At 34.9% G+C, this 14,320-nt stretch carries 11 protein-coding genes, 1 tRNA gene and 1 rRNA gene; 7 read left to right on the forward strand and 6 right to left on the reverse strand.

Annotated elements, in window-relative coordinates; genetic code table 11:
• Positions 1-220 precede the first annotated feature (220 nt).
• Together nth and recA are read left to right on the forward strand one after the other, a co-directional pair.
• Entirely contained in the window at positions 221-889 is a 669-nt protein-coding gene (gene nth, locus GM920_RS23480) for an endonuclease III (RefSeq protein WP_182961853.1), read from the forward strand.
• A 131-nt stretch (positions 890-1,020) separates the two neighbouring features.
• Entirely contained in the window at positions 1,021-2,043 is a 1,023-nt protein-coding gene (gene recA / locus GM920_RS23485) for a recombinase RecA (protein WP_182961854.1), read from the forward strand.
• A 97-nt stretch (positions 2,044-2,140) separates the two neighbouring features.
• Here recA and GM920_RS23490 read toward each other — a convergent pair whose 3' ends face one another.
• Positions 2,141-2,323 carry a hypothetical protein gene (locus GM920_RS23490; RefSeq protein WP_182961856.1) on the reverse strand — a complete coding sequence of 61 codons (183 nt, stop codon included), beginning with the start codon at positions 2,321-2,323 and terminating at the stop codon, positions 2,141-2,143.
• A gap of 17 nt (positions 2,324-2,340) precedes the next feature.
• Entirely contained in the window at positions 2,341-3,342 is a 1,002-nt protein-coding gene (tsaD, locus tag GM920_RS23495; protein WP_182961858.1) for a tRNA (adenosine(37)-N6)-threonylcarbamoyltransferase complex transferase subunit TsaD, read from the reverse strand.
• Between the two features lie 116 nt (positions 3,343-3,458).
• Between tsaD and GM920_RS23900 the strand changes: the two genes are divergently transcribed.
• Entirely contained in the window at positions 3,459-7,838 is a 4,380-nt protein-coding gene (locus tag GM920_RS23900; protein ID WP_317171596.1) for a translocation/assembly module TamB domain-containing protein, read from the forward strand.
• A gap of 4 nt (positions 7,839-7,842) precedes the next feature.
• On the opposite strand, the gene GM920_RS23505 is transcribed toward GM920_RS23900, so the two are convergent.
• The 3 genes from GM920_RS23505 to GM920_RS23515 all read right to left on the reverse strand — a co-directional run bounded on the left by GM920_RS23505 (position 7,843) and on the right by GM920_RS23515 (position 11,062).
• Entirely contained in the window at positions 7,843-9,054 is a 1,212-nt protein-coding gene (locus tag GM920_RS23505; protein ID WP_182961862.1) for a bifunctional 3,4-dihydroxy-2-butanone-4-phosphate synthase/GTP cyclohydrolase II, read from the reverse strand.
• A 157-nt stretch (positions 9,055-9,211) separates the two neighbouring features.
• A complete protein-coding gene (locus GM920_RS23510) occupies positions 9,212-10,651 on the reverse strand; it encodes an LptF/LptG family permease (RefSeq protein WP_182961864.1) in 1,440 nt (479 codons plus the stop codon).
• 30 nt (positions 10,652-10,681) lie between these two features.
• Positions 10,682-11,062: an START-like domain-containing protein gene (locus GM920_RS23515; RefSeq protein WP_182961866.1), complete on the reverse strand. Its 381-nt coding sequence runs from the start codon at positions 11,060-11,062 to the stop codon at positions 10,682-10,684.
• 597 nt (positions 11,063-11,659) lie between these two features.
• Between GM920_RS23515 and GM920_RS23520 the strand changes: the two genes are divergently transcribed.
• The 4 genes from GM920_RS23520 (at position 11,660) to GM920_RS24020 (ending at position 14,057) form a co-directional block, all read left to right on the forward strand.
• Positions 11,660-11,733 (forward strand) — tRNA-Met (locus tag GM920_RS23520).
• A gap of 306 nt (positions 11,734-12,039) precedes the next feature.
• Positions 12,040-12,375: a transposase gene (locus tag GM920_RS23525; protein ID WP_182961868.1), complete on the forward strand. Its 336-nt coding sequence runs from the start codon at positions 12,040-12,042 to the stop codon at positions 12,373-12,375.
• Positions 12,376-12,769: 394 nt separating this feature from the next.
• Positions 12,770-13,135, forward strand: a complete 366-nt coding sequence (locus GM920_RS23530; RefSeq protein WP_182961870.1) for an ISAon1 family transposase N-terminal region protein — start codon at positions 12,770-12,772, stop codon at positions 13,133-13,135.
• 787 nt (positions 13,136-13,922) lie between these two features.
• Complete coding sequence (locus tag GM920_RS24020; protein ID WP_394367966.1) at positions 13,923-14,057, forward strand: transposase; 135 nt, start codon at positions 13,923-13,925, stop codon at positions 14,055-14,057.
• A 150-nt stretch (positions 14,058-14,207) separates the two neighbouring features.
• Here the strand turns inward: GM920_RS24020 and rrf are convergent.
• A 5S ribosomal RNA gene (gene rrf / locus GM920_RS23540) occupies positions 14,208-14,319 on the reverse strand.
• Position 14,320: the final 1 nt, after the last annotated feature.

Genomic DNA, 14,320 nt, shown 5'->3' on the forward strand with positions numbered 1-14,320 from the left:
TAAAATCTGGCAGAAATAATTTCAGTAATGATGCAGTACTTGATGGCATAAATATTAAACTGGATAAAAATACAAAGCTATATTTTTATCACCTCCTCCACAAGTTTTGGGATTGATCCGTTATTTCCAACATCCATGATCCACTGACATCAAATGTCACCAAAACTCTTTTTCCTTAAGAATTTTAAACCTTCCTGACTTCTTCTCTTTATATTTGCTCATGCTCAAAAAAGACCGGTACAAACTTTTTGTCGAACACTTTGCAGCCAAACAGCCAGATGCTGAAACGGAATTGCATTACAATAATCCATACCAATTATTAGTAGCCGTAATTCTCTCTGCACAATGCACAGACAAACGAATCAATCAAGTGACACCTGCACTTTTTCAACGTTTTCCAAATGCAAAAGCACTTTCTGAGGTAACGCCAGATATTGTGTTTGATTACATCAGAAGTGTGAGTTACCCAAATAATAAAGCAAAACATCTGGTAGGAATGGCCCAAATGTTATTAAATGATTTTAATAATGTAGTCCCCTCTGATATTGATCAATTGCAAAAGATGCCTGGTGTAGGTAGAAAAACAGCAAATGTTATCGCATCCGTTATTTATAATGCCCCTGCTATGGCGGTCGATACCCATGTTTTTAGAGTTTCCCGGAGAATTGGTCTTTCTGCGGGGAAAACCCCACTTGCTGTGGAAAAAGATTTAGTCAAGAATTTACCTGAACACACCATCCATGTGGCCCATCATTGGTTAATTTTACACGGCAGGTATATTTGCCTTGCCAGATCGCCAAAATGTAGCATCTGCGAAATCACCAATATTTGTAAATATTTTCAACAAAACAACAAAAAAACTAAAATAATTAGTGACAAAGAGGTTTGAACAAATAATAAAAATTTTATCTCTTGTTTTATATTAAACAATCGCTATCTTTGCTAAGATAATTAGCATGTAAGTAAAGTTATTTGTTCTTCCAACGGTAATATTTTATCTTACTCCCAGAATTTAACAATATGAGCGTAAACGCAGACAAATTAAAAGCATTACAACTTACTTTAGATAAGTTAGAGAAATCATATGGTAAGGGTACCGTAATGAAATTAGGCGACAATGCTGTAGAGCCTATTGAATCTATTTCCACAGGATCAATCAGTCTTGACATTGCTTTAGGCATTGGTGGTGTTCCAAAAGGAAGAGTAATAGAAATATATGGTCCTGAATCTTCGGGTAAAACAACTTTGGCAACGCATATTATTGCAGAAGCGCAAAAAAAAGGTGGAATTGCAGCTTTTATCGATGCAGAACATGCATTTGATAAAAATTATGCAAAGAAATTAGGTGTTGACGTTGATAATCTATTAATCTCTCAGCCAGATAATGGTGAACAGGCATTAGAAATTGCTGATAACCTAATTAGATCTGGAGCCATTGATGTAATTGTTATTGACTCTGTTGCTGCATTAGTACCTAAAGCAGAGATTGAAGGTGAAATGGGCGATTCCAAAATGGGATTACAAGCACGCTTAATGTCTCAGGCTTTACGTAAATTAACCGGAACAATTGCTAAAACAGGATGTTGCTGTATTTTCATTAACCAATTACGTGAAAAAATCGGAGTTATGTTCGGTAACCCAGAAACAACCACAGGTGGTAATGCATTGAAATTCTATGCGTCAGTGCGTCTTGACATTCGAAGAACTTCTCAAATTAAAGATTCTGACGAAGTTTCGGGAAACAGAGTAAAAGTAAAAATCGTAAAAAATAAAGTGGCACCACCTTTCCGAATCGCTGAATTCGACATCATGTTCGGAGAAGGTATTTCAAAAGTAGGTGAGATTATCGACCTAGGTGTTGACTTTAATATCATTAAAAAAGCAGGTTCATGGTTCTCTTATGGAGAAACAAAACTTGGTCAAGGAAGAGATGCGGTAAAACAATTATTATTGGATAACCCAGAACTTTCTGAAGAAATTGAAGCTAAGATTAGAGCAGAAGTAACAGGTGAAAAGCTTGAAGAACTTCCTGTACAATCTTAATATAGTCCCATGAGGACATAATAATACAAAAAAAGGGCGATCGATTGATCGCCCTTTTTTTGTATTATTATAATCTATTCAATAGACCTTTCAATCATTACTGAAGCTTCATATATTTTGCATCCACATAAATAGCTACTATAATAGCCACAATAATTGCCGCAAGCAAAACGGCTAAGCCAAGATAATTTCTTTGTTTATCTTGTTTTACCAACCAAATGATAAAAATGATGAAAGGAATCAGCATTAAGCCGAAAAAAATAAAACTCGTAGCACTCATAATTAGCTGTTCTTATATTAAAAATTCATCCTGGATATTGGAGCAACATCCTGTTCCACAAAATCTGCATTTAAATACTTCTGATACCCCGCAATAGCAATCATTGCAGCATTATCCGTACAATACTCAAAAGCCGGGATATAAACATTCCAACCTAAGTCTAGAGCTGTTTTTTGCAAAGAATCCCTTAATCCACTATTTGCAGAAACACCACCAGCAATTGCAATTTCTTTAATTCCATATTGCTTTGCAGCCTTTTTCAATTTGTTCAATAAAATATGAACAATACTATATTGAACCGAAGCGCAAATATCATCTAAATGTTCGGATATAAAGTCTGGATTTTCCTTTTCTTGCTTTCTAATGAAATATAGGATAGAAGTTTTAAATCCACTGAAACTATAATTCAAATCTTTGATTTGTGGTTCTGGAAATTTATATGCTAAAGGATTACCAGATTTAGCATGAAAATCTATCAACGGTCCACCTGGATAAGGAAGGTTTAAAATTTTTGCAGTTTTATCAAATGCTTCACCCGCGGCATCATCAAGGGTTTCTCCTACAATTTCCATATCAAAATAGTCCCTTACTACCACGATTTGAGTATGCCCTCCTGAAACGGTCAAACATATAAAAGGAAACGATGGTTTTGGATCATCAATAAAATGCGCCAAAATATGAGCATGCATATGATTAACCGAAATTAAAGGTAAATCCAATGCCAAAGCAAAGGATTTGGCAAATGACACCCCCACCAGCAAGGATCCTAATAAGCCGGGTCCACGTGTAAAAGCAACACCATTTAGCTCCTTTTTGTCTACATTAGCATCAATTAAGGCTTGCTGTATAACAGGGACAATATTTTGTTGATGTACCCTTGACGCAAGCTCAGGGATTACACCACCATAATTTTTATGAATTGTTTGGTTTGCAATAACATTGGCAGTAATTTTGCCGTTGTTACAAATAGCAACCGAAGTTTCATCACAAGAAGATTCTATAGCGAGTATTATTGGCACAATGATTATTATTAAGCTACAAAACTATTAAAAAACTATTAAAAATACTTCTTTGGTTTGTTGCATCAGTGTTATTACTAGTTGCGATTCTATTATTCGCGCTTCAATTCAAGCCTGTGCAGACTTTTGTCGCAAAAAAAGCTGCGGATTATTTATCTAAAGAACTCAATACAACCATATCCTTATCAGGAATTTATATAAAACCTTTTAAATCCCTTGTTTTAGAGAACTTGCTTGTACTCGACAAACAAAAGGACACACTATTAAATACCCCAAAATTTTTAGTAGACCTAAATCAGCTTTCATTAGAAAAAAGAATTGTTGATGTCAATACGGTGCAGCTAAATAACGGAGCCTTTTTTCTTAAAACCTATAAAGATGGTTCTACAAATTTAGATTTCATTATCGACTATTTTGACTCCGGTCAAACCACCGTTAAAAAGAAAAAGAAACCTTACAAAATCACTTTCGATCGCGTCATCCTTAACAACTTCAGTTTTAAGTATAAAAACTATAAATATGATACCGTTATGAAAGGTGTCAACTTTGAAGATGTGCAATTAAGTAATCTTAATGGCATTCTCGAAAAATTAAATACAACTGATCATATTCTTCAAGCAGAAATCAAAAATCTGACATTTAAAGAAAAAAGCGGATTCTATCTTAAAAACCTAACGTCCTTCGCTACTGTTGACAGCAACAAAATAGAACTGGAACGATTATTATTAGAAACCAATCATTCTAGGTTGAAAGATTACTTTAAAATGAGCTTTAACCGCTATAGAGACTTTAGAGATTACATCAATAAGGTCAAGATGAAAGCTACATTTAAAGATAGTCACATTGCTTCCCGAGATGTATCGTTTTTTACATCTGAACTAGATCAAATGAATCTAGAATTAGATGTAGATGGACAAATTACTGGTCTGGTTAATAACCTCCGCGCAAAAAAACTTTCCATAAAAGCAGGCAAAGCAACTCACATTAAAGGTGATTTTAACCTTAAAGGACTTCCCGTATTAAAAGAAACTTTTATGGACTTTAAAATTGAAATGGCGGGAACGAACAAAAAAGACTTAGATGAGTTACTTACAAATGTGACAGGAAAAAAAGCGAAAAAAATCCCTGAAATCGTCTCTAAATTTGGTAATGTAAATTTCAATGGATCCTTTACAGGCTTCCAAAATGATTTTATCGCCTATGGCGAATTTAAAACAAAACTTGGACGCTTGGTCTCAGATGTCAATATGAAGATTGATAAACAGGGAATCCCGTCTTATTCTGGAAATGTTAAAACATATGATTTTAACTTAGGTAATCTGATTAATGAAAAAAGCCTGGGAAAAATCACAGCAGCACTAAATATAAAAGGTCGTGGAACAGAAATCAAAAATTTAACAGAACGATTAGATGGAGACATCGATTACATTGATTTTAATAATTATAGGTATAGAAATGTTAAAATTGATGGAACTTTTGAAAAGAAATATTTTGATGGCAGCCTGAAAGTTGACGATAAAAATCTTAATATGGTTTTTGATGGTGGTGTAAACTTAAATGGAAAACTCCCAGAGTTTAATTTTAAAGCCAATATCAAAAAAGCTAGAATGAGAGCTCTAAAACTATACAAAGACTCTCTACAAATAGACGCAATATTTAGCACCAATTTTACAGGAAACAACTTGGATAATATTCAGGGTAATCTCTTAGTACAGCACGTTGAGCTCAATAATGTCAAGGGTATTTACCATATTGATTCCATTCAACTAAGTGCCGGAGGCATTGGAAAAGACAGAAGCTTAACTATAAATTCAGACATATTAGATGCAAGTATAAAAGGCCAGTACGACTTAAATACGCTGCCCTCCTACTTTAAGGCGCTAGCAAAAACCTATATTCCATCCTTAAAAGCCGACATCATCAATTATAAAGATCAAATTTTTAAATTCGACCTTAAAATTAAAAAATTCGAACCTGTTGCACAACTCCTTGTTCCAGGCTTAGAAATAGAAGATCAAGCTGTTTTTATTGGGAATTTTGACTCACAAAATAATGTCGCCACTGTAAATGGATTTGTAAAAAAACTCAAGTACAAAGGCATCATTGTTAATAATATTATTGTGGATGAAAACACATCCACAAACCAGTTACAAGCCATTATTACTTCGGATCGTGTTGATCTAAACGACAGTCTTTACATCAAAAATGTGAATATTTCAAATATTCTTAGAAATGACAGTTTAAGCCTCAACGTCAAACTTGCAAACGCTGATGATGCCAACTCACTGGATTTAAATGGGCTAGTTGAATTCGCTACAGATACTATCGGTCGTATTACCATTTTACCATCTATTTTGAAAATTAACAATGAAGACTGGAAAATTCAAGAAAAAGTAAGAATTAGCTTTCATGATGGAAAAACACAAATCAATAATTTTGACCTTAGCAATGGCCCCCAGATCTTGACAATCGATGGAATCCTTTCTAATGCTCCTGAAGATGCACTATTAGTTGGTTTTGAAAAATTCGATCTTAAAACTATTAATCCTTTTATAAAAACACTAGGTATTAAACTCGCGGGGAAATTGAATGGGGAAACAAAGCTTCATCATATCCTAAAATCTCCAAAAATTTCAGATAACATCACAATTGATTCCCTAACTTTCAACGATACTTATATTGGAAGCCTAACAGATACATCTTCTTTTCATCAAGCAGAAAATGTAGCCAATATCTACACCAGTATCATGACGAATAATAAAGAGACACTCAAGGCAAGAGGGAATCTAGACCTTGAGAAAAAGGAGATAGACCTTCATGTTAAACTTGATGAAATAGAAATGGCCGTTTTAGAACCTTTTGTTAAGAAATTAGTTTCGAAACTAAAGGGGAATATTTCGGCTGATCTTGCTATTAAAGGTCCTTTTGAAAAGCCAAATATGAATGGAGAAGTATCATTTGACAAAGGTAAAATGACTATTAACTATTTACAAACAGCTTATACACTAAATGACCAGGTAACTATCGACAATAGCGTCATCAAAGTTCATAACCTTAAGCTACTAGATGTTGATAACAATGAGGCCATCGCCAATGGTACAGTAGACCTAAACAACCTTGATAATCCTACGATAGATGCAGTAATAAAGGCTAAAAATTTTATGGCACTAAACACAACCGAAAAAGATAATCCAGTTTATTATGGCCAGGCATACGGAACAGGAACTTTTATTTTTAAAGGCCCAACTAACCGAATGTACATTAATATTGATGCCAAAACAGAAAAAGGAACAGTTTTCAATTTACCTTTAAATAGCTCTGAAACAGTTTCAAGTAAAGATTTTATCACTTTCGTAAGTAAAGACACAACTAAAATAATAAAAAAACAAAATAGTTTCGATGGCCTTACCATGAACTTAAAACTAGACGTAGATCCAAATAGTGTAGCAAATATATTCACTAGTTTAGGTAATTTAAGTGGACGAGGAAATGCTACCGACCTCACTTTAAAGATCAATAGTCAGGGTGATTTTGATATGTCAGGAGATTATATCATCGAAAATGGGAGCTTTGATTTTACTGCCCAAGAAGTCATTAATAAAAAATTCAATATTAGACAAGGTGGGACAATCCGTTGGACTGGCAATCCCAGTATGGCACAAATACAACTGAAGGCTATTTATTCGCTTAGAACTAGTCTGAGAGACCTGTATATCGCTGCCAATAGAGACGGGAATAACAAAGATGAACGTGTGCTAACAGAAGTGGAGATGGGATTATCAGGTCTCTTGTTAAAACCAGATATTAAACTAGATATATTCTTCCCTTCAAATCCCGCTATAAAAGAAGAAATGCAAGCATACTTCAATGATTCAAACAACCTTAATCTTCAAGCATTGAGTCTAATCATTAGAAGAAGTTTTGCTCCCGGGACAGGAAATGAAGACTTAGGAAAACAACTTACAAGTGGAGTAACAAGTACGGCAACTGAGCTATTATTTAATCAGCTTAACAATGTCCTATCTTCTTTAAATCTAGACTTTGTTGATTTTAATGTACGATCCTTAACTGAAGCAAATGCTTCCTTCAGGTTATTTAATGATCGTCTAGTCTTAAATGCAGGTATTGTTAATAGGGGGAGTACTAATGATCTTTCATTAAATGGCTTTTCTAGAAACAACGTAGGTGGAGAAGTTGAAATTCTAGGCTTAATCAAAAAGGATGGAACTCTGGTGGGGAAATTATCCAATAAGCCCCCCACTCAACAAACCATTTTTACGACATCAGGGATTAACCAAAATAACAACGTTACTGCATTGGGGCTAGTTTACACACAACAGTTTGATAGTTTCAGAGAGTTTTTGAGAAAAATCACAGGACAATACAAAAAGGATCAAAAGAAAAAAGCCCAGCATGGGGAAACTCCCAAAACCAGGCAATTAATGAATAAAGAGGCTATTCTTCAAGAACAGCAAAAGAACAATCAAAAAAGATAGTTTGCTATCCTTTCATTATCTGATGTCCCATTTTATCACGTTTGGTTCTCAGGTATTGTTCATTGTGAATATTACTTTCGATTTCTATTGAAATATTCTCTAATATTTCCAAGCCGTATCCCGTAAGACCAGCACGTTTGGTAGGATTGTTAGACATCAACCTCATTTTTGAAATTCCTTGAGCTCTTAAAATCTGTGCGCCAACGCCATAATCTCTTTCATCACCTTTAAAGCCTAATTTTATGTTAGCCTCTACAGTATCAAATCCAGCATCCTGAAGATTATAAGATCTTAACTTATTAACCAGTCCAATACCCCTTCCTTCTTGATTCATATATACAATAAGTCCTTTTCCTTCCTTATCAATCATTTCCATTGCCTTATGCAATTGCGGACCACAATCACAACGACATGAACCAAAGATATCACCGGTAACACATGAACTATGCACTCTCACCATAACAGGCTCATCAGCAACCCATTCACCTTTACTAATAGCCAAATGGGTAGCTCCTGTATCCAACTGAGTATAGGCTGTCATTTTGAAATCACCCCATTCCGTTGGAAGATTAACCGTTACCTCTTCTTGGATTAAGCTCTCTTTACTCAATCTATAAGCAATAAGGTCTTTAATTGAAACAATTTTGAGATTATGCTGAGCAGCAATCTTTATAAGATCAGGTAGTCTAGCCATCTCTCCATCTTCTTTCATGATTTCTACCAAAACTCCCGCAGGTTCCATACCTGCCAATCTTGCCAAATCAACCGACGCTTCAGTATGTCCTGACCTTCTCAATACTCCTCCATCTTTAGCTCGCAACGGAAAAATATGCCCAGGTTTGCCTAATTCATCTGGATTTGTATTTGGATTGATTAATGCTTGAATAGTCTTGGATCTATCTGAAGCAGAAATACCAGTAGTACAACCATATCCAATTAAATCAACAGAAACCGTGAAATTTGTTTCATAAGCAGCTGTATTTTTACCTACCATAAGCTCTAACCCAAGTTCATCACACCTCTGTTCGGTTAAAGCAGCACATATTAATCCTCTTCCATGGGTCGCCATAAAGTTAATTACTTCAGGAGTTGCATTTGAAGCTGCTGTTAGGAAGTCACCTTCATTTTCTCTGTCTTCATCATCAACAACAATAACCACTTTACCAGCTTGTATTTCAGCAATAGCTTCTTCTATTGCATTTAGTTTGATTTCCATTTTTTGAAATATATCTATACACAAACACTTAGATTAGCTGCTTGTTTAACTATTAAGATTAAGTACAAAGTTACAACCTTCCTTTTCAATATCCTTCGTTAAAATATCATAAATAAGTAATGAATATTTACTAATCGTAATCTATAGATAAAATACATTAAGCCTTCTTTTCTAAGCTTTTCTTTTTCTTCTTAAATAAACTAACAACGATTTGTTTAAGGGCATTGACGTCAAATAAAGCCGAATCTACAGTCGCTTTATAAGTAAGAAATGCCCCAACTGGAGACAATATGATTATCGCCAGCCAAGGTCCAAAAAATGGGGCTAATGATCCTGTTATTGCAGACTTTTCAGCTACTGTCGCTATAATATGGTAAATTAAAAAAAATACAATTGCCATAACCACTGGTAAGCCTAACCCTCCTTTTCTAATAATTGCACCTAATGGTGCCCCTATGAAGAATAGAAGAAGGCATGATGCAGCTAAAGTGAATTTCTTTTGATACTCAATTTCCACTTTAATGATGTTACGAATTCGATCTCCGTGGTCAATTAACCTCGCGGAAACAGTTTGCTTAACTGAATTAGCTTGGTCTAAGGCAGACTGTATAGACCGTAACTTATCTCCCACTGGTAATAAACCTAATACAGGCCCTGTGACTTTCCTTTCAGCAACTTTAACCTTACTATATCCCTTAACATAGTTATTCTGTTTAAAATAACTAGAAACAGTCATTCCAGCAAATTTGTTTATGCTGTCTAATTCTTTCGTTAATGAATCTTGCTTTTTTACCAAGCCCTTCAAATTAAGCATTTGTGTGTTATTTCTAAATCCCTGCTCATCTGTTCTATTCATTTCAAAACTCGATATATCAAATTTTTGATCAGTTTCTTTAAATCGCATTCGTGTGAATTGCTGTCTTGGATTATAGGAAGCATTTTCACCACTTGACTCTTCATACCTCACGCCATTCTTTAGTTTTAAAAGAAGGTTTTTTTCATCCTTAGCCATTTTTCCTTCTTTTGCTATGATGATCTTTGCGATCCCATTATTGCTGGTATGGTCATAGATCATTACTCCTTCCAAAGTAACTCCATCATCACCTTTCTTATCAACTCTAATTGAATAACCTGGAATGCTATTATTAAATACACCTTCTTTTATTAAAAAAGACAATTTCTTATTTCTTATATCCCAAAGTAAGGAACCAAATTTTAAATTCGCCTTTGGCAACATCACATCTGAAAACAAAAATGATCCAATAGCAATAAAAACGATTAATACCAATAAAGGCATCATTGCTTTTTGAAGAGATACACCTGCAGACTTTATCGCTACTAATTCATAATTCTCACCCAATGTTCCAAAGGTCATTATAGACGATAAAAGAATCGAAAGTGGTAGTGCCATGGAAACATTAGCCGCTGATGCATAATACATCAGCTCCAGGATCACATACCATTCAAAGCCCTTTCCAATTAAATCATCAACGTACTTAAATAAAAAGAACATCAATAGTATAAACATCACAATAAAAAATGTGACAAAGAAAGGCCTAATAAATGCTTTGAGCAGAAGTAAATGAATCTTTTTCAATATGCAAAGGTAAACAAAGCAACTGAAAAATTATGCTCCTAGTACACTATGTAAATATGTAATCTGATTATCCCATATTAAAGTACGCTCTGCAAGTGTATCTTCAGTCGCAAAGTCCGTAATAGAGAGTGCTACATCGTTCGTTAACTCATCTTGAACAATTTCCATTTCAAAATAACAATGCGGTTCATCGTCAATCCATTTAAATTTTACTAATTTATTTTCTTTTATACTCAAAAGCTTCGCTTTTTGTACTTCGTCATCCCATGTAAATGTATAAACCTGATCACGGAAAATTACATCATCGGCAAACCACTGAGACAAACCATTTGGCTCACTAATAAAGCTAAACAAAATACGTGGGGAAGATCTCAATTCATATTCTAACGTAAATTTTTTCTTTTCTGACATTGATGGATCCTTACATTCTGAACTATTGGACAATTTTTTTAATCTATATATTTCTAAAGAAAAGTAATATATTCTATATTTGCAACTCTTTAGAAAAGAAGATGTCACACAAGATACATCAGATGATTGAAGTGTCGAATTCTTAGGTCCTAGGATATCTCTATACAGAGCTTACAATTTAGTTTTTTAGACTTTTTCAAAAATTTAAAACACAGCTAAGAGTGATTTTCATGCTAATTATTCTAAAAATAATCCAAAAAAACCTTATAACGAACAGAATTAATTCATCGATTTTTTTTGGACAACTTTAACTGAATCATTAGAATCCCAGTTGATAAAATTTAAGCCTTTTAATAGCTACAGAGCCTAAAAACACCATCATCACTCTAAATTAACCGCCAAAACAGTATCAAGTATTTGCAATACGGACATAAATTATGTAAATATTAATAATTAACTACAATATTTCGCAAACACACATTAAAATAACTAACTCATTATCAAAACAAAACAGCTACAATAAGGGTTATTTAATATTTTTTTTCGTTATTTCAATCGATTATTCTATATTTGCAGCTCTTTAGAAAGAAGACGCCCGGCGGGGTAGCTCAGATGGTTAGAGCGCAGGATTCATAACCCTGAGGTCGGCAGTTCGATCCTGCTCCCCGCTACTAGATTAAAAGCCTTTAGATTAAACACCTAAAGGCTTTTTTTATGCCCTTAATAGACTATAAACAATATTTTTAAGGACTCAGCGAAATTCTTGGGGGAAGCAAATAAATTCCTTCTTTTGCATTTCTAATCCAAACGAGAATTTCATTTTGAATGAAGCCGCAGAAACCCTGATCAGTTTCCTTGATTATTTTGAATAGCCAAAGTAGAGAAAGATCCTAAACATCTAGCTTTAAGAAAAGTTTATCCAACGGGAACTCTATACCATTCTTACCAATAAAAGGGCGTAAGGGTCTATTGTTACCATGATCAAGGGTACCGCGGCCGAAGGTATCATTGGTGTGCACAAGAAAACACCAGAACGACTTCGCAAAAAGGTACAGGAAGTCAAGAGATGTTTTACCAATGTACACAACGTTATTGACCGTTTTCATGCCCAAAAACTTGCTTATCATGCCGTTCAGGAATGCAGGATCAAATACCGTTGGGAAGCGCTGGATGCAGAAAATAAAGGAATTAAACTAGCAAAGAAAAGCAGAGTCATCTTTCGTGGGGAAGTACTTTCCAATGGAGACACACTAAAGCAATTGCTGCCAAAAGCAGGTACTTACTTTTCAAGCATCATAGGGAAAGTATCCTGAGTTAAAAAAGGCTTAGAAACTATCTCTAAAATTAGGCGAAATATTTAAGGTGTGTAAGAGCAAGGAACAACCCTTTATAAGACTGGCTATGGTACAATGATGTCCAAGATTCTTCTATAGAAGTACTCACAACACTATCTAGGTCTATAATAGCTCATTATTGAGATATTTGAATTTATTTATTAACAGATCGGCCAATGTGTCTGCTGAATCATTCAATGCAAAGGTGAAAGCTTTCAGAGTAACCTCTTGAGGCGTAAGAGATATAAAATTCTTTCTTTTCAGACTTTAGGTAATCTGTGCTTAAACCAAATTCACCAAGAATGGATCAATCCCAAATGTTGTGGAGCAGCCGTTAAAAATATAGCTTTGTATTTTATAGCGTTTAATATTTATGTCATCAGCTACTGTATCATTACTGAAATTATTTGTACCAGATTTTATAGTAGAGAATTTTGACTTCAAAAGAGTTTTTGAGGATAGTGAAACTATCGACTTCGAGCTTAAGGAACTGAATACTCCTCCCACGGAATGGGATGGTATTAAAGTTTTTTCAAAAGGCGTTTTACCACAGATTGTGATTCAGCATATACCAATTCGTGGGCACAGAATATTTTACCATATCATAAGATGCAGATGGCTCAATAATGAGAGTTCTAAGGTAATTTACCTGAATTGGACTTTAGTGGAGAAAGGAACGCGGATTACAAGAGAATTCGCAGCTTTTTTAAAAGAAATCAATCTATACAGCGCCGAATAGCGCTGATTTCAGTTCATTTTATGGTGTAAAGGGTAAAAATCTACTTACTTAGTATCGCGACTACCTCCGTAATTTTAAAATATGGAACCAGAAATCGCATAGAAGAAATGGCTCTTTTATCCAGAAAACCTAGGTGAGCAGCTTTCCATAGATGACTCCCATGATGAATATACCATCCTTACTAACAAGGCCACTAAGGGCGATGAAGGGGCTATTACTGCCATTGTAATAGGTACCAAAGTGGAAACCATAATTTCAATCCCGAAAAGAGCAAGGAAAAAAATAACTGAAGTTACCCTGGATATGACAGGTAATATGGAATTAATCTGCAAGCGACCAGAATGACCCATCGGTTTAGTGTGCAGAAACTGTCCACCGAGGCACTGCAAGAAATGCGGATCAAATTCAGGTGGGAGGCTATGCATGCAGAAAATAAGGCCATAGAATTATCGAAAAAAACAGGCAATCCATTTATATCAGAAGTACCCCACTATGGAGATGCTGTCAAGCAGTTATTGGCTCGAAGCAGGTACATCTTGTATAAAAAAACCTTAGGCCTAGACTAAAAAATCAAAAGGATCGTGCGGAACTCCTATTTAGGAAATTCCCAAATCAAAAAATAGCTTATGGATCCAGCATGAGGCTTAGTCGCTATTTGAAAACACAAAAGACAAGGTCTATGCACTAGCCAATCCGGCCAGATGCATGAGAAAAGTAAGGCAGACAGATTCCAAGTCCTTTAATAACATTGCTAAGTCAATACATAACTATTACTAAACTATACTGAATTACTTTTGATCGTAGATCTACTAATGTTTTCTCGGAATCTTTTAATGCAAAAATAAAGGCATTCAAGTCGCAATTTAGAGGAATCAGACCTATTGAATTCTTCCTATTTAGGTTAACTCAAATTTATGCATAAAATCTAAAAAAGCAACAGTGATCCATGTCATCTGGAATCAGCTAATTCAAAGGCTAACAGATTATCGAATAAAACAGCCGGGAACTAAACCGATAGAAAAAAGGTTATATACAAGAAAAGCCTGTAGTTTCCTACAGGCTTTCTTTTAAGATTTGGCACCGACCTACTCTCCCACGTGTTACCGCAGTACCATCGGCTCTGGCGGGCTTGACTTCTCTGTTCGGAATGGGAAGAGGTAGACACCGCCGATATAGGCACCTAAA

Origin of the sequence: Pedobacter gandavensis (genome assembly GCF_014172405.1) — a bacterium.
Lineage (GTDB): Bacteria > Bacteroidota > Bacteroidia > Sphingobacteriales > Sphingobacteriaceae > Pedobacter > Pedobacter gandavensis.

Coding starts and splice junctions, on each gene's coding strand:
- nth (WP_182961853.1), top strand. CDS start 221: ATGCTCAAAAAAGACCGGTACAAACTTTTTGTCGAACACTTTGCAGCC.
- recA (WP_182961854.1), top strand. CDS start 1,021: ATGAGCGTAAACGCAGACAAATTAAAAGCATTACAACTTACTTTAGAT.
- GM920_RS23490 (WP_182961856.1), bottom strand. CDS start 2,323: ATGAGTGCTACGAGTTTTATTTTTTTCGGCTTAATGCTGATTCCTTTC.
- GM920_RS23505 (WP_182961862.1), bottom strand. CDS start 9,054: ATGGAAATCAAACTAAATGCAATAGAAGAAGCTATTGCTGAAATACAA.
- GM920_RS23515 (WP_182961866.1), bottom strand. CDS start 11,062: ATGTCAGAAAAGAAAAAATTTACGTTAGAATATGAATTGAGATCTTCC.
- GM920_RS23525 (WP_182961868.1), top strand. CDS start 12,040: ATGATCAAGGGTACCGCGGCCGAAGGTATCATTGGTGTGCACAAGAAA.
- GM920_RS23530 (WP_182961870.1), top strand. CDS start 12,770: ATGTCATCAGCTACTGTATCATTACTGAAATTATTTGTACCAGATTTT.